Source organism: Bacillus sp. JJ664 (genome assembly GCF_036962205.1).
Taxonomy (GTDB): Bacteria; Bacillota; Bacilli; order Bacillales; family Bacillaceae_G; genus Gottfriedia.
Genome location: NZ_JBALMS010000062.1, coordinates 1 through 17,467, shown reverse-complemented (window position 1 = coordinate 17,467; position 17,467 = coordinate 1). Strand labels below are relative to the sequence as shown.

Below are 17,467 nucleotides of genomic sequence, written 5' to 3'. Positions count from 1 at the left end.
TTTCTTTTGAAGCTACATTACTTTGAGTTTCATCGAAAATCCTGAAACTTTCTTTATTTTGATTTATTGAACAAGCAGATAATGAAACGATTAGTAACAGGACTATGATCCCCTTTATGATATTAATCATCAAATTACATCCTTTCTATCTAGTTGAAATAAATGCATCCTCTATTTCAATTCTTCATGTCAATTTATTTCTCCTTGTTTATAAGCCATTAACATAAATAAGAAAATAATGTTGAAACAGTCCCATATACAAACCAAGCATTTTTTGGCTAAGCAACTTTCCACTTTATATTTGAATTTTCCATTTTTAATTTTGCTTAAGTTTTTTCTTTTCAACTTGATTCTCAATCAAATCCCAAATTAACTTTATTAGTATATAAATAGGTCCGGCAAAAATTCCGATTTTATAGTCGTGGAGGAACATCCAACCACCCACACCCACTATTAGGATAAAGAGAATGATATTTCTTAATAATCTTGGTGAAACCATTTTTTATACTACCTTTCAGTACCCAAACTTGTTTTTTCTATTTAATCAATATATTTCCAAATCCTTCATCAATGTTTTATCTCAATTTCCTTAAATTCAGTATTCTCATCTTCCTTTATCAATCTCAAATCTTTAAATTTACCTGATCTATCAACTTTAAATGCTAGATAAGATGCATGTTTATCATCTATTAATTCCCACTCAGGGTTTGTTGATGTAATTTCAATGTTAATTGAATAGAGACCTTCAGATAACACCTTATTTTTCTCAAATTCTTTTAGAATTTCAATAGCTTGCGGAACTTTCCTATGTTTTTGTTTGTATTCATCATATAGAAAATTGAAATTGATAACCCCTCTATAAACAAGAGCACCACGACTTCTCCCGTCTAATTTCAATGTAGGAACTATTTTGTTTGTTTCAATCGTTTTATTTTGCTTAAAAGTTTCAATTAGTTTTTTTTCTTGGGATTCACTAAAAGCGATATCAATATAGTCATAGAAACTTATTTCTTTTATTTCCTGACTGACGTTTGAGGTATCTTTCATTAAATGTTTTTTTGTCATTATTTTATCAACCAGTTCAATCAATTCAGGATGTTGTTTAACGTATGCACCTTTAAACAACTTGAAGTATGCATTGTCACCCCATTCTAAATTAATCAAATTCGTATCTTGATCAAAAGCTAAACGTGCATAAGTTCGATATGGTTTATTAAATTCAACATATGCATAATTATTACATCCACATTCTCCATCATTCTCAGCAGCAAGAATTTTATATCCATCATTTATATTTAATTCTGATTTTAAATATTCTTTTACAGGTTGCTCTACTTTACTTTTCGAAATTTTACATCCACTTAAAATGACCGAAATTACAATTATTAATATTGAAAAACCCAACCTTTGGTTAATTTAAAACTCCCCCAAAACTATTTGATATTTATTTTGTATTAAAAATTAGATTACTAACGAGCTGCCGAAGCCTCTCAATGTACTTTAATTAATACATTTGTTATTTCAATAAGTATTAATACTTAACATTCACTGTTTATCAATTCTATATTTCTTCTCAATTATCCATTATTCCAGTTCAACTATCTACCAAATAATTAAATAAAAAGAGTAGCTATTGGATTTTACTCATCCAAATACACCAATCAATCATTGCTTCAATAAATCAGTTTTTCTAATCCAATACATAAGAAACATTCATTTTACTAATAGTACCTCCAGTCATATGATAGAACTATCAAAGGAGTTTGAAAGGGGATATTCAAATGAAGGAAATACGTGTTTATCATGTGGATGCATTTACATCAGAAAAGTTTGGTGGGAATTCTGCTGGGGTGATTTTAGACGCTGAAAAACTTTCAGAGTCTGAGATGCAAAAAATTGCGAAAGAATTAAATTTACCGGAATCAGTTTTTTTATTACCATCAACGGATGAAGCTGCTGATTATAAAGTGAAATATTTTACACCTGCTGAGGAAATTAACTTTTGTGGTCATGCTACGGTAGGCTTAACTTGGTTACTTGCAACTGAAATGGGTTTATCAGATGAAAAAGATGGTATCGTTCTAGAAACAAATGTCGGACATATTCCTGTTATTTGGCATAAAGAAGGCGGAAAAATAAAGACTGTTGAAATGACACAAATTGCGCCTAAAACAGAAGGATTTGAGATACAACTTGATACGCTTAGTACTCTAATCGGAGTGAAAGAGGACAGTATTGACCAAAACCTCCCAATTAAATTAGCAAGTACAGGTAATTGGCATTTGCTTGTTCCAATGAAAAGTAAAGAGGATATTGATGCTGCAAATCCAGATTTATCTTCATTAGCAAAACATAATAAAGAACATCAAATCAGCACAACTCATCTTTATACTTTTCATACAAATGATGATTATGATTTGTATACTAGAGATTTCGCACCTGGTATAGGGATAAATGAGGATCCTGTAACTGGCGCAGCAAACGGTGCATTAGCAGGATTTCTATTTTTAGAAGGAATTATTTCAAAAAATGAAACAACAAGCTTGAAGATTGCACAAGGAAATGCGATTGGCAGACCAGGAACTTTATACATTACAGTGATCCCTGAGAATGATACTGCAAAGATTAAAGTCACAGGTGAAGCAACAATTACAATTAGAGGTATTTTAACGCTATAAAAAAGCTGCTTGAATTGAATCCTAGTTTAGGTTTTTCAATTCAAGCTGTTGCATTTTTCTTTTACGATTTCAATAAATTTCTTAACAGATGGTGAGGCTTGCTTCATTGATTTGATCGCTAATCCAATTTCACGATACACTTCTTGTTCGAGTGGAATTACTTTTGTATTTGAGAAATGCTTCGGTAATACCAACTCTGGTAGAATCGTCAAACCAATCTCTTCTTCTACCATTGAGATAATTGTTTGGTTATCTTCAATTTCAAATAAAATATTTGGTACGACATTATGCTTTTTAAATAATCCCTTTACTAAAATCTCGCAGCCTGATTTGGGCATAATAAATGATTCATTTTGCAATGAAGTTACGGTCAATTTTTCAAATGTACTTAAATGGTGATGTTTATGAATAAAAACATATAATCGATCTTTTCGTAATGAGATCGTTTCAAAATCGGGAATTGGTAAAGGTAAAAAACCAAAATCTATTGTACCTTGTGTCAGCCATTTTTTTATATTTCCGTAATCACCTTCGAACAGTTCTATCTTGATACCTGTGTATATTTTCTGAAAGTCTTTGATTATACTTGGAAGAAACTTCGACGAAAAACTTGGGAAGCTACCTATTTTAATGGTTCCTACTTCAATACCTTGAATGAACGCTGCTTCTTGTTCTAATCGTTTTGCAGTTTGAATGATTTGACGAATATAAGGAATCAATCTTTCACCTGCATCTGATAAAGATATGCCATTACGGTTACGACGAAGAAGTACAACGCCTAATTCTGTTTCAAGTGTCAAAATGTTATGACTCACTCCTGATTGAGTAAGACCCAACTTTTCACCTGCCTTCGTAAAGCTCCCAGCTTCAACAACTTCTAAAAATACTTCATATTGAAAAGTACTCAAACTTCATACCCCCCCTTCCGCTTTCCTCTATTGTAAATGTATATATAGTGTCGCATTGATTCTTAATCCTGATCATTATATTACTCAACATAGAAAAGTGGAGAACGAATTGCTCGCCCCCACTTCAACTTACAACAAATTATTTTCTCCCAATCGCACGACCAGCTTGTCTACCAGAGAACAAACAACCACCAAGAAAAGTTCCTTCCATTGATCGGTAACCATGCACTCCACCGCCACCAAATCCCGAAACTTCACCGGCAGCATATAATCCGGGAATCACATTACCTGATTCATTTAGGACGCTACCGTCTAGATTCGTTTGAAGGCCACCTAAAGTTTTACGACTCACTATATTTAGCCGAACAGCAATAAGAGGTCCATTACTTGGATCTAAAATCTTATGAGGTGGCGCAACTCGAATTAATTTATCACCTATATAATTACGCGCTCCTCTTAATGCCGTAATTTGCAAGTCCTTTGTAAATTTATGATCAATTTCACGATCACGTGCTTTTAATTGGCGCTCAATTTCTTCAAATTGTATGTAATTTTCACCAGTTAATTGATTCATTCCTCTTACTAGCTCATCTAGCGAATCAGCAATAACGAAGTCTTCACCTTTTTCCATAAAGGCTTTTACAGGACCTGGAATACCAGCTGTTGCTCTTCCAATTACTTGTTTAATGCTTTTTCCTGTTAAATCAGGATTTTGCTCTGAACCAGATAAGGCAAATTCTTTTTGTATGATTTTTTTCGTTAAAATGAACCATGAATAATCAAAACCTGTTTTTTGAATTGCTTCTAATGTACCTAGCGTGTCAAAGCCAGGAAAATTCGGAGCCGGTAATCTTTGACCACGCGCATCTAACCAGATTGATGAAGGTCCAGGAAGAATACGAATGCCATGGTTAGACCATACTGGGTTCCAGTTTTTTAATCCTTCCGTATAATGCCACATTCGATCTCGATTGACGATTCGCCCGCCAGCCTTTTCGGTAATTGCTAGCATTCTTCCATCAACATGTGCAGGAACACCTGAAATCATTTTTTTAGGTGGTTGTCCCAATCGACTCGGCCAATTTTGACGGATCAAATCAAAGTTTGCACCAATACCACCACTAGAAACTAATACTGATTCGGCTTCATAAGTGAATTCCCCAATTTCAACACGTGAACTATCTTCCCCACGGTTTGCACTACTTTCTTCAAGAATAGCACCGCTCACACCAACAACTGCATCCTCTTGAGTTAGTAATTGATTTATGCGATGACGAGGTCGATAATCAACTAAACCATTTTTCATGTGCTCTCTTACTCTTTTTTCAAATGGAGCGACCAATCCTGGACCTGTTCCCCACACTATATGGAATCTTGGAACCGAATTCCCATGGCCTTCAGCAAGATAACCACCACGTTCAGGCCACCCAACGACTGGAAAAAATCGAACGCCCATATTATATAGCCAGGATCTTTTTTCTCCTGCTGCAAAGTCGACATATGCCTCTGCCCACTTCTTACCCCAATAATCCTCATCTTCTTCACGGTCAAATCCAGCTGTTCCGAGCCAATCTTGCCACGCAAGATCCTTAGAATCCCTAATACCTAGTCTTCTTTGTTCCGGCGTGTCAACTAAAAATAAACCACCAAATGACCACCAAGCCTGTCCACCTAATGAAGCTTCTGGCTCTTGATCTAATAGCAACACTTTCTTACCTGCATCAGCAATTTCGGCTGTTGCTACTAAACCTGCTAAACCAGCACCTACAACGATTGCATCGTATTTTTGCATTTCTAGCACCTCACAATTTACTTAATTTAAAAAGAATATCAATTTATGTAGATTGAGTTTATTCGAATTCTTAATTTTCTGTCATTTATAATGATACCTTACATTTTAAAGCGCTACAAGTTGAAGTCATTATTCCTACTGCTACTGTTCCTTATATTAAAGAATTACTCATAAAAATTTTTTGTCAGTTTTTTTACTAAAACTGCTATCTTATTTCGACAAACACACTTAAGAGCTTGTATTAAAATCTAGTCATACGTGATTCACGTTAATATGAGTAATAAAGGGGAATGTAAATGAAAAAGAAATTAGCTTTCTTATCAATTTGTTCTGCTTTATCATTTTCTTTGCTTGTTGGGACGCAAACAACTAAAGTTAAGGCGGCACCCGAACAGGTTCATTACTTATTAGCATATAAGGGAAATCTACCTAGTAATTTCTCTGATACTATTTCAAAAGCTGGAGGTACAGTTGAACGAATTATCGAAGAAATTGGAATTGTTGAGGTTGCATCAACTGATTCTGCCTTCCTTACAAATATTTCAAATGATACAAATATCACGTCTGCTGGTAAAGAGCTTGAAGCATATTTAGAAAAGGATCCCGATGATGCCCTTAATTTCACCCCTGGTACACCAGATGGTGGTAAGGTAACATTGGATGCAAATGCTACAAGTTATTGGGATAAACAATGGGACATGCAGCGTTTAACGCATGATGGAGACTCGTACAAAGTAAATGCAGGAAATCATGACACAGTTGTTGCTGTAATTGATACAGGAATTGATTTTGGTCATCCAGATTTAAAGGATAACGCTGACCTTGCAGGTTCAAAAACATTTGTACCTGGTACAACAAATGCATGGGACCAAAATGGTCACGGGACACATGTTGCTGGTTCAATTGCTGCAAATGGTGTAGTTAAAGGAGTAGGACCGAATTTAACAGTTCGTGCTTACCGTGTATTTGGAGCAACTGGTGGAGCTCAACAATCTTGGATTACGGATGCGATTGTTTCAGCAGCAAACGATGGTGTTGAGGTCATTAATATGTCAATTGGTGGATGGCGTTGGATGGCTCATAACCTAGATGAAAAAGGTGATTCTGCTTCAATGGTTGCCTACCACCGTGCGATCCAATACGCGATTAAAAAAGGTGTTACGGTAGTTGTATCTGCTGGAAATGACTCAAAAGATTTTAACAATTTACATGATATGCAAGCTTACTGGAAAGCGACTTACGGTCTAGATATTAAAGGTCCATCTCGTGTAGTTCCTGCACAGATTCCTGGTGTCATTACTGTTTCTTCTTCAAATGAATGGTCGACAAACAGCATTGCCTTCTATTCTAACTATGGAAGTGCAATTGACGTTGCAGCTCCAGGTGGAGATAATGGACCATTATACGATAGTCTGTATCGTCAAAATCCAGCAGGAAACTATTTAAATAAACGTGACTTTACGTACCGTACTTTGTCTACGTATCCTTCATATCCAGTAGGTGGAGGAAATGCAACTACTCAATTTAGCGATGGAAAATGGCATGGATATTCATATTTACATGGAACTTCTATGGCAGCACCAAAAGTTGCTGGTATTGCCGGAGTGATTAAAGCCGCTCATCCTGAATACTCACCTTCTCAAGTAGCTGCTGCGATTAGAAAAAGTGCAACTGATTATGGAAAATCCGGGTCAGATGCACTTTATGGATCTGGTGAAGCAAATATTTATAATTTCTTATCAACTGACAAACAAGCATCAGACCGCTGAGTCCTATCTCAGCGGTTTTTTTGTTTCAGTTTATGCTTACTAACAATGAACATAGCTTGATGGATTTGCCAACCCTAGTCAATAGTAGTATAAAGAATAAAATAGTATGAAATAGAATGACATACAAAATGGAGGACGCTTCTTTGTCAATCGCACCCTATTCTTTATTTGATACATATAAAAAACATATTTTAAATTTACCAACTCCACTTGAAGTCAATTCCTTAAAGAATGAACAATTTTTACTCGATCAAGATGAAAAGAAACATTTAGAGATCTATTACGCTCCATTTGAGTACATAAACGAACAAGCGAAAGTTTTAATTGTCGGGATTACCCCTGGTTTACATCAAATGAAGCAAGCTTTTTCAACAGTAGCTAGTTTTAAAGAAAATCCAGCAAACGATGAAACCATTCTTCATGAGGTCAAAAAACAGTCTAGCTTTGAAGGACCAATGCGCAAAAATCTGATTGCCATGTTAGATGAATTACATTTACACGACTACTTAGGAATCTCATCAACAAGTGAATTTTTTAGTACAGCTAGTCATTTAGTTCAAACTACATCTGTGATTACTTATCCTGTTTTCTATAAAGGGAAGAATTATAATGGATCAACTCCAAATATAATCAATACTGAATTACTAAGGAAGTACATCATTCAAAACTTTGCACAAGAATTAATGAGACTTGACCATCCACTCATTATCCCTTTAGGAGTGAACGTCTCCAAAGTCTTAACCTTCCTTGTTGATCACAACTACTTGGATTCAAATTCTATATTACATGGATTTCCCCATACATCAGGAGGGAATGGACATCGTCATAAGCAGTTTGCAAATAATAAGGAAGATATGAAACAGAAACTGAAATCTTATTTTGGATAAAATTAAAAGAATACAATTTTAAATAGAAAATGAAATAGCACTGTTCCTAAAGTGTAGTAAAAATAATGGTTGCCGTATGTTTAATTTTTTAGAGTATCCAGTTGTTTCATGGATGGTTGGAACGGAAGGTGCTCGACTCCTGTGGGAGTTGTGGGACAGGTGAGACCCCGCAGGAGTGCAGGCGACGAGGAGGCTCAGCGCCCACCCCACGGAAAGCGAGCATCCTGTAGTGGAAATCAACACATATCTTCTTACTTGAGCAATCCTGTGACGAATATAACAGAGCCTATTTCCAAGTTTACCCCCTAGACATTCCCTACATTTTCAAATATAATTAGCTAGACAACTAATTTAATTAGCTAGCTAACTATTTATATTTATTAGGAGAATGAATATGCGAAATCGTCAGCCTTTCTTTTTTTCACTTAATCAAGTTACGCGCCAATTTTCAAAATCATTTAATGAAAATCTTGTACCAACAGGATTATATTTAGCACAATGGTCTGTTATTCGATACATCAACCTTCATGGAGCATGTACTCAACGTACGATCTGTTCAAATTTGAATATTGAGCCACCTACATTAACAAGAACTTTGTGCAGAATGGAGAATCTTGATTTAATTGTTCGAATAGAAGGTAGCGATAAAAGAGAAAAAATGATTCATCTTACCGATAAGGCATGCAATCAAATTGACGATTGGCAAGAGAAAATCATTTCATTTGAAAATGAAGTGATAAAAGATATATCCGATGAAGAGCTTGAGATTGCACATCAAGTTTTTCAAAAAATGATGAACAATATGAAAGCATCTGAAGGAGAAACAACTGGGGGAATTTTAATTGAATGAACGTTTATGGACAAAGGATTTTATTAATGTTAGCTTAAGCGCATTTTTTGCATTCTTAGTTTTTTATACATTAACAGCAACATTGCCTATATATGTACTAAATGATTTAGGTCAAAAACAAAGTCAGGTTGGCCTTGTTATCACAGTATTCTTAATTTCAGCCGTCATCATCAGACCTTTTTGTGGTATATGGCTTGATACAATTGGAAGAAGAAAAATATTAATATCTTCGTTAGCTTTCTTTGCAATCACTACATTTTTATATTTAATCGTAAATAATTTCTTCGGATTACTTACACTTCGTTTTATTCAAGGAATTTCATTTGGATTAGCCACAACTGCTTTAGGTACTATTGTAGCAGAAATCATACCTCCAAAACGTCGAGGAGAAGGTATGAGTTATTTTAGCTCAGCAATGATTTTAGCGATGGTTTTTGGTCCTTTTTTAGGGATCACATTTATGAATCATTTCAGTTTTTCTATTTTATTTTTAGTTTGTGGCATATTTGGGATTTTATCCTTTGTGTTCGGAATGACAACGAACATTCCAAAACAAAGTATTAGTACAAAAACACCGATTCGAGTTTCTAACTTAATTGAACGAAAAGCTTTACCGATTTCATTAACAGCTGCATTTATTTCTTTTGGATATAGTAGTATCATGTCATTTATTACTCTTTATGCGAATGAATTAGGATTTGTAGAAATCGCTAGCTTTTTCTTTATCGTATATGCGGTTGTCGTATTAATGTCTCGACCTTTTACAGGAAAGCTATTTGACCGTAAAGGTGAAAATATCATTATTTATCCTGGCATCATCGTATTTTCAATTGGACTAATTGTATTAGGAATTTCTAATATTCCTTCGATCTTTTTACTTTCAGCTGTTTTAATTGGTTTGGGTTATGGTTCAATCGCACCAAGCTTCCAAACATTAGCAATTAACACCGCAGCTCCTGCAAGAAAAGGGATGGCTACAGCCACTTACTTTATGTTTTTTGATATCGGTATTGGACTAGGTTCTTTCGTGCTAGGAATTGTCACTGCAAAAACTTCATTCCATTCAATGTACTTTTTATCTGCAATAATTGTTTTAGTAACTACTGCTATTTACTATTTCTTGCATGATCGAAAACAAAAAGTTTTACCAGAAATCAGCAAACAAGCAGCTTAATTGATTTAGAACATCCAAACAAAACTCGCTAATATTAGCGAGTTTTTTCTTTACACTTAATGAATGTATATCCAGAGTAAATAAACATCATTACCCCTTTTACTTCAATACCAGCATAATTCAACAATGATAAGGAGAACTTAATACTAAAAATGATATGGAGGAATTCAAATGAGTACTGAAAATCCAAGTGACGGATATCCATTCTCAATTTTAGGTGTAAATTTAGTTTCAGAGAATAATGTGAAATTAAATGAGGATACATATGAAGTGTATGTAAATGATGAATTTGTCGGGCACAAAACATTAAAAACTGCTGGAGAAAAACTTTCAGATGTTGAAGATTTTTTACGTATTCAAGGGATTCATGATTTTTCCTCTGCTCTAAGAGGAGACCATTTTATGATTCAAACAAATGGCGACTTCGAACATATGAAAGAGGCATTATCGGTATATTTTAATAATCGGTAGAAAACAAACAGTTCATTGCACAAGCCACTATCTAAAAAATTAAAGTCCCCTAAACTTTTTTGGGGTTTTTCAATTAGGAAATAAATGAATTTATAAAGATACTGCTTGATAGCATGAGTTATTGCATATCGTTAATATAATAGGAATATCTGTGAAAAACTTTCCTGATTGGAGTGAAACGATATGCTTGAAGTAAAAGGACTGGCTTCTTTTTCACCTTTAGGTCATTTAAATGAGTTTCGAAAAGACCCTCTTCTATTTTTAAGTGATCTTTATCAACAATATGAAACGATTGTGTCTTTTCGATTTGCTCATCGTAAAATCCACTTACTGTTAGAGCCAGACCTCATTAAGGAAGTACTAGTTTCTAAACAAAATTCTTTTCATAAATCAAGGCCATTTCAAGAAATGAAAACCTTACTCGGAGAAGGATTATTAACTAGCGAAGATGATTTCCATATGAAACAGCGTAGATTAATACAACCTTCATTTACAAAGCAGCATGTACAAACATATGCTGAGAAAATGACGATGATTACAGAAGAATTTATCACTTCCTGGAATGACGAAGAAGAACGTCTCATGAGCAGAGATATGATGGAACTCACACTAGCTATTATTGCCAAAACAATGTTTAGCATGGATATGAAACAAGGTCACGAAAAGGTTGGTAAGCACTTTGATGTTATTATGAATATTGCTACTAAGCGAATCCGATCTGTCTTAAAGACCCCCTTAGCTTTGAAAACACCACAAAATAAATCACTAACAGAAGCGATTAAGAAAATAGATGATGTATTATATGAAATCATCGAAAAGAGAAGTAACTTAGACACACAAAATGATTTATTAGAAGTGTTAATGCAAGCAAGAGATGAAGAGTCAAATGAAGGGATGTCTAATCAACAATTAAGGGATGAAGCTATGACTATTTTTCTTGCTGGTCATGAAACAACAGCAAATGCATTGTCATGGTGCCTATATTTAATTTCACAAAATCCTGATAAAGCTAAACTCTTATACGAGGAAGTAGATCGTGTTCTTGGTATAAAAAGAGCAGATTATGATTCTATGAAAGACTTAATCTATACGCAGCAAATCATTTGGGAAAGCATGAGGCTATACCCTCCCGCTTGGTTGATCAGTAGAAAAGCAATGAATGACGTAACGATCGGAAATTATAAAATCCATAAAGGTGATACAGTCATGATGAGTTCTTATATCATGCATCGCTCTGAAAAATATTTTTCAAATGCAGACGAATTTATGCCAGAACGGTTTCAGAATGGTAAAGTGCAAGGTGTACCTGAATTTGTATATTTCCCTTTTGGTGGAGGCCCACGCGTTTGTATAGGAAATCATTTTGCCATCATGGAGGCAACTCTAGTACTCGCAACATTGGTAAAACACTATTCGTTTGAACTTGTCTCAGATCATCATAAGGTCGAAGCAGAACCTCTCATTACACTTCGTCCGAAGAATGGTTTACGGATGATTGTTAAAAAGAGAAAGTGATAACAACAAAACAAATAGCAACTAATTAGCGTGATAATTAGTTGCCATTTGTTATTGAATCGATTACATACTAGTTTTAACAAAGTTTAATCATCGATGTTTTTGAACTGTGATGCTAAAAACTAAATTCCCGTTACTTAACGTTTTCTTTCCACTCATTTACCAATAGTCCATATAAAACATGGTCTACATAATGATCATATAACCATTCTGCTTGTCTAATAATGCCTTCTTGTGTAAAGCCTAGGCGTTCAGGCAGTGCTCTACTTTTTGTATTTTCAACCGCTACTTTAATCTGAATTCGATTAAGACTCAATTCTTCAAATCCATATTCTATTAATGCATTAAGTGCTTTTGTCATGATTCCTTTTCCTTGGAATTGTTCTGCTAACCAATAGCCAACTTCACCAATTTTACTCGCTCTATTTATGTCATTATATCCAATTGTCCCTGCGATTTTCCCTTTGAAAATGATCGCAAATGATTTTGGATATCCCCTATTTTCTACATATTCCTTACATCTTGATTTAATATTTTGAGCCGTGTCTTCTACACTTTCAACATAATCGAGCCATCCTAACCATTCTCTCAAATATGCTTTTGAACTAATCGTTAAATTGTGAAATTCTTCAGCATCATCTTCGTTAAACATTCTTTACGAAACTTCTTCATCAATTTTATGTAATAACATATATCTTCTCTCCCAATCATTCAAAATATTAAATATATTTTAACATAAAATTTCTATGACCCTTTCAAAAATAAGCTTTACATCTTCTGTTTATTTGGAATGCTATAATTACATAACATGATAATATTCTCGAATATTTACATAATTATTTTATAGAATGGAGGAGTTTTAGTTATGAATTTTTTAGCGTACTGGCTAAGTATTCCAAGGTGGATTAAACAGGGTGCACTTTCAAGTATTGTCTTATATCACCTCATTACTTGGATTATATCTGGATTAAAAGGCGTGATGAATTTATTTAAGTCTCCTTCAAATTTCTTTACTCATGCAAATCTATTTCAATTTGCACTTTGTTTTATCGTAACAACTTTACTCTTTTTTCTATTAAACAAAAAAAACTTTCCGAGTAACTCTTTAAAAAAATAGTTTCGCTCTACATTAATCGTTCTATCATCCTAAAATTTCACTTTTCGTAATTATCTACCTGATTAGTAAACATTAAAAAACGTTAACTTTTTATATTTTATAGTGTAATATATTGCTAGAATAATAAACACCATGGAGGATTTATGCGACATATATTCGTTACTTTTTTAACTTTCTCTATATTCATTTCAACATCGTTCCAAACTTTTGCTGAAGTGGATCCAGAGGTAAAACCTGATGTTACATTAGAAGTAAGAACAGAGCAAAATAAAGAAGTTTATATTACAAAGAGAACAGCAATTTCAGCTAATACAATACTTTATGCTGACACAATACTGAATGGAGAATTATTCGTATCTCCTATTTATCCAGCATATAAAGTAACTGCACCAATTACTTGGAAAGAGGATCCATATAAAAATACTACATGGCGCTTATATTATCAAAGTATGAATGCACTAAGTTATTTAACCAATGCTTATGAAGTTACAAATGATACAAAATACTTATCATATGGATTTAGTATGATTCAATCTTTTTGGAAAGTTAATTATTCTCCTGAAGTAGCAACTGATAAGAAGTATACTTATGAATCACATGCTATGGCCAATCGGACTAATAATCTAATGTATTTTTACCATTATTATATAAATTCTCCAATCGCAACTGAAAGTAACATAAAATACTTAAAAATAATTTTACGTAAACATGGTGTTGCATTAAATGATCCAACTTTATATAACTACCGTTCAAATCATGGTATTTTTCAGGATCGTGCATTAATTCAATTAGCTTCATATTTCCCAGAAATAACGACTAGTTTGGAATGGAAGAACAATGCTATATATCGTACTAAACAGCATATTATACAGGATTTTACTCCTGAAGGCTTGCATAAAGAGCATAGTCCACTCTACTTCACACTTGTAATGGATTTAATTGAAGATATTAATAAAATTGCTGATGATCCTGGATTAAGACAATTAGTATTAAAAGGTCAAAATGCGTTTGCAAATCTAGTATTATCAGATTTCAGACTTCCCGGATTAGGTGATTCTGATTATGCAAATGCACCGATTAAATCGAATTATTCTGTACTTGATCCTGAATTTGAATATGTTTTAACGAGAGGACAAAGTGGTAAACAACCTAAACTCGTAAGTAATCTTTCTAACTCACTTGTTGTAGTACGTGATGGCTGGGGAGCAAATACAACATCATTAGTATTTGCAGCGAATAATTTTAGCGTAGTCCATAAACACGCTGATGATTTATCGTTTCTATTATCTCAAAATGGACAAGATATTTTCATTGATAGTGGAAAATATAATTACAATAGAAGAGAAGCTATTCAACAATATCTACGAACAACTTTTGCTCATAATGTTGTAACTGTTGATGGAAAATCATATCCTATCTCAATAGATAACGTAGGCAAATCAAAAATAACAAATGTAATTGACAATCCAGACAGTGTCATAATGACTGGTGAACATACAATTTATAGTGGCGTTCAAGTTTATCGAACAATCGTTTATCTTAAAGAGAAAAAAGTGACTTTAATTCAAGACGAAATTCTTTCGAATAAAGAACACGTCACAAATCAAGTATTTAATATCGGAAAAGATATAAATACTAATTCAGTAGATTCAAATACAGTATTGTTAAATGATTCCATCACGATGAAGCAACATAAGCCAGCATTACTAAAAGAATTTTTTGGACAACTAGAACCTTTACGTGGATTTGCATCAACTTCATTTAACCAAAGTTTTCCGATTAAACAACTAGACTTTGAATCAAAAGGAAAAAATATTCAGTACTATACTAGTATTAGTACGACTCCAACAACTGTTTCAGATTTTACTTTAAGTGAAGACCAATATAAGATTTCGTTGTCAGACGGAACGAATTATATTGTGACAAAACCTATCACAACACCTTTTGTAAATGAAGTCTCAGATAAAACGCTAAAAGTAACAGGGTTCACTCAAGGTGGTGCCGATGTAACAGTTTTACATGGATCTTCAATCATTGGAAAAGGAAAAGCAAATCTAACTGGGAACTATAGCATTAACATACCTAAGCAATTAGCAGGAAGAAAATTAACAATTGAAGCAACAAGTAAGAACAAATTATTCAAAGCATCGACATCTGCAATTATAATTGATGTAACTCCACCAGTCATTCCAACTATAAACCCAGTAAAACCAACTACAAAATTGCTATTTGGTAATACTGAGAAATATGTAACAATCGTAGTGAAGATTGGCAAGATAACATATACAACTAGATCGAACTCAAAAGGAAATTATCAAATAAAAATTCCTACTAACAAAAAAGGCACGATTATTCAAGTTTATGCACAAGATAAAATTGAAAATAAAAGTAATACGAGAAGTGTTACAGTAAAATAAAAACATAACTATAAAAGAGTACTGTTCAAATTTGAACAGTACCCTTTTTTTACATTGATATACCTTTATCAAAGATAATGATTTCAACATTCACTTTAATGTTGGCTTTTTCATAAAACGCAATCCATTTATCATCATTTTTCTTCCATACTGAATGATTAAATGCTGATGCATAGATCCCTAAGCCTAAGGGGTCTACTTTCGCATGCTGGAATGATGTAACTAAATCGTTTAAATCCTTCTCTAATTTCTTTTCAATTTCAACTTTCAAAGAATTTTCCGTTTGATCGTTTAACTTTATTGGCGATTCATTTATTACAATTGGCATTTTTAGATCGATATTAAATTGATATTGTCCCTTTTTATATTTTTTATGAATCTTTCTTCTAATATCCTTCACGTAAAAACTAACAGAGTTTTCTTTGAAAATATCAACATCTTTTTTAAATTTATCTAAAGCTAATGTTAATGTTAACTGCCCTTCTACTTTATCAGTTAAGATTTTGAACAGCTGCGTTTCTTGCATAGATAAAGTTTTACTATACAAATTCTGATCATTTAATAGTGTTGTCCCGGTCATCTTTAATTTATTTTCTACTATACTTAGTTCCGGTGCAAACGGTGTGATACCTTTTTCATAAAACATTAGATAATACTTTCGTAATGAAGTTCTTACGGCAACTTCTCTAAAGTTTGCGGTTTGTAATAATTGTGGTAAAAAAATTGATAGCCTTGGTTTATCTTTTAAATCAAGATCAAAAACAGCTTTAACTGGACCATTGACAAAAACGATATCTGCGTTTAGTCTCAACTTCGGATCTCTATATATAAAATCTAATGTTGAAAACCAGTTTTTATGTTCAATTACCTTTGAACCAATTAATATAGCTTGAACCTTACCACCAGACGTAATTCCAGTTGCCATCGTATCAAAGTAATTTCTTGCTTCCTTCATTGACAAAGTTTTCACTTCAAAATGTTCATTTTTTTCTTTAGCTTCTTCACTAAAGACAGGGCTAGACATATACATTTCAACCTTACCTTCTTCATTTACATCTATACCTAATAATAATGACATTGTTATATCTTCTATATTCATTTTATCTCTACAACCTGTTACACCAATCATTAAGAAAACAATGAGTATACATACTTGATAAAGCTTCAATCTATATTCACCCTATATCATTTTTTTGAATCAAACCACCTATCCTGATCATGATAGGTAATCCAATAATAATGCAAACTCCAGAGATTGTAAGAATATTTATCAAAATATTCGTCGTTGTAAAGGTAGGAATCCATATGTAAGTAATCAATATAAATACAATAAAAAGGATAAATAGAATATATATGTACGTTTTTAATTTAAATAATTCAGAAATACCACACATTCCCACCCACAAATATGTTACCCATGTCTTTGAAATAACCAATAAAAAAAGAGATAGCAACACAAAATCAAGACGCTCAATGTATTGAAATTCAAGAACACTTAAAATATCGATTACAGGCTCATAAATTCTTGATATTTCATAAGGACTATAAACAACAAAACAAATTAATGTCACAAATAAATATGTAAAAGTACTCATTGCATTCGCAATAATGACTCCTTTTATTGCCTTTTCTTTTTCTTTTAAATAAGGGTAAATAATTAAAATGACTTCAATCCCTAAAAAAGACATTGTCGTAGTGGGAATCGTTTTAAAAATGGGCATCCACCCATCTTTGATGATTGGCAAAATAAAATATATATTCATATCCTTTAACGTAAAAAGAAGCATTAATAATACAAATACGATAAAAGGAAAAATCGTTTCAATATATTTAGCTATTAAATGTATTCCACCAGATACTAGTTGAAAAGTTGGAACTAAAAATATTAA

General features: G+C 33.1%; 15 protein-coding genes. 9 read left to right on the top strand and 6 right to left on the bottom strand.

Features of this window, described 5'->3' with window-relative positions; all coding sequences use genetic code 11:
* Positions 1-567: 567 nt before the first annotated feature.
* Positions 568-1,404, bottom strand: a complete 837-nt coding sequence (locus V7056_RS11450) for a hypothetical protein (RefSeq protein ID WP_499702028.1) — start codon at positions 1,402-1,404, stop codon at positions 568-570.
* 377 nt (positions 1,405-1,781) lie between these two features.
* Between V7056_RS11450 and V7056_RS11445 the strand changes: the two genes are divergently transcribed.
* Complete coding sequence (locus V7056_RS11445; RefSeq protein ID WP_499702026.1) at positions 1,782-2,678, top strand: PhzF family phenazine biosynthesis protein; 897 nt, start codon at positions 1,782-1,784, stop codon at positions 2,676-2,678.
* A 35-nt stretch (positions 2,679-2,713) separates the two neighbouring features.
* On the opposite strand, the gene V7056_RS11440 is transcribed toward V7056_RS11445, so the two are convergent.
* Together V7056_RS11440 and V7056_RS11435 are read right to left on the bottom strand one after the other, a co-directional pair.
* Entirely contained in the window at positions 2,714-3,586 is an 873-nt protein-coding gene (locus V7056_RS11440) for a LysR family transcriptional regulator (protein ID WP_499702024.1), read from the bottom strand.
* Positions 3,587-3,725: 139 nt separating this feature from the next.
* Positions 3,726-5,378, bottom strand: coding sequence for an FAD-binding dehydrogenase (locus V7056_RS11435; protein WP_499702022.1), 1,653 nt, complete (start codon positions 5,376-5,378; stop codon positions 3,726-3,728).
* Between the two features lie 296 nt (positions 5,379-5,674).
* Here V7056_RS11435 and V7056_RS11430 point away from each other — a divergent pair, with 296 nt between their 5' ends.
* The 6 genes from V7056_RS11430 to V7056_RS11405 all read left to right on the top strand — a co-directional run bounded on the left by V7056_RS11430 (position 5,675) and on the right by V7056_RS11405 (position 12,044).
* Positions 5,675-7,147 carry a S8 family peptidase gene (locus tag V7056_RS11430; RefSeq protein ID WP_499702020.1) on the top strand — a complete coding sequence of 491 codons (1,473 nt, stop codon included), beginning with the start codon at positions 5,675-5,677 and terminating at the stop codon, positions 7,145-7,147.
* A 143-nt stretch (positions 7,148-7,290) separates the two neighbouring features.
* A complete protein-coding gene (locus V7056_RS11425; RefSeq protein ID WP_499702018.1) occupies positions 7,291-8,034 on the top strand; it encodes a hypothetical protein in 744 nt (247 codons plus the stop codon).
* A 394-nt stretch (positions 8,035-8,428) separates the two neighbouring features.
* Positions 8,429-8,884, top strand: a complete 456-nt coding sequence (locus tag V7056_RS11420; protein ID WP_499702016.1) for a MarR family winged helix-turn-helix transcriptional regulator — start codon at positions 8,429-8,431, stop codon at positions 8,882-8,884.
* Positions 8,877-10,058, top strand: a complete 1,182-nt coding sequence (locus V7056_RS11415; RefSeq protein ID WP_499702014.1) for an MFS transporter — start codon at positions 8,877-8,879, stop codon at positions 10,056-10,058. The genes V7056_RS11420 and V7056_RS11415 overlap by 8 nt, the downstream gene beginning before the upstream one ends.
* Before the next feature lie 171 nt (positions 10,059-10,229).
* Positions 10,230-10,529, top strand: a complete 300-nt coding sequence (locus tag V7056_RS11410; protein ID WP_499702012.1) for a hypothetical protein — start codon at positions 10,230-10,232, stop codon at positions 10,527-10,529.
* Positions 10,530-10,712: 183 nt separating this feature from the next.
* A complete protein-coding gene (locus tag V7056_RS11405) occupies positions 10,713-12,044 on the top strand; it encodes a cytochrome P450 (RefSeq protein ID WP_499702010.1) in 1,332 nt (443 codons plus the stop codon).
* Positions 12,045-12,177: 133 nt separating this feature from the next.
* On the opposite strand, the gene V7056_RS11400 is transcribed toward V7056_RS11405, so the two are convergent.
* Positions 12,178-12,696, bottom strand: a complete 519-nt coding sequence (locus tag V7056_RS11400) for a GNAT family N-acetyltransferase (RefSeq protein WP_499702008.1) — start codon at positions 12,694-12,696, stop codon at positions 12,178-12,180.
* 213 nt (positions 12,697-12,909) lie between these two features.
* Here V7056_RS11400 and V7056_RS11395 point away from each other — a divergent pair, with 213 nt between their 5' ends.
* Both V7056_RS11395 and V7056_RS11390 read left to right on the top strand, forming a co-directional pair.
* Entirely contained in the window at positions 12,910-13,161 is a 252-nt protein-coding gene (locus V7056_RS11395; RefSeq protein WP_499702006.1) for a hypothetical protein, read from the top strand.
* Between the two features lie 143 nt (positions 13,162-13,304).
* Positions 13,305-15,578: a heparinase II/III domain-containing protein gene (locus V7056_RS11390; RefSeq protein WP_499702004.1), complete on the top strand. Its 2,274-nt coding sequence runs from the start codon at positions 13,305-13,307 to the stop codon at positions 15,576-15,578.
* Between the two features lie 49 nt (positions 15,579-15,627).
* Here V7056_RS11390 and V7056_RS11385 read toward each other — a convergent pair whose 3' ends face one another.
* Together V7056_RS11385 and V7056_RS11380 are read right to left on the bottom strand one after the other, a co-directional pair.
* The gene (locus V7056_RS11385; RefSeq protein WP_499702003.1) at positions 15,628-16,746 is read right to left on the bottom strand and encodes a Ger(x)C family spore germination protein; all 1,119 of its coding nucleotides are present in this window, start codon (positions 16,744-16,746) and stop codon (positions 15,628-15,630) included.
* 7 nt (positions 16,747-16,753) lie between these two features.
* Positions 16,754-17,467, bottom strand: a 714-nt coding sequence (locus V7056_RS11380) for a GerAB/ArcD/ProY family transporter (RefSeq protein WP_499702001.1), incomplete at its 5' end; no start/stop codon positions are given.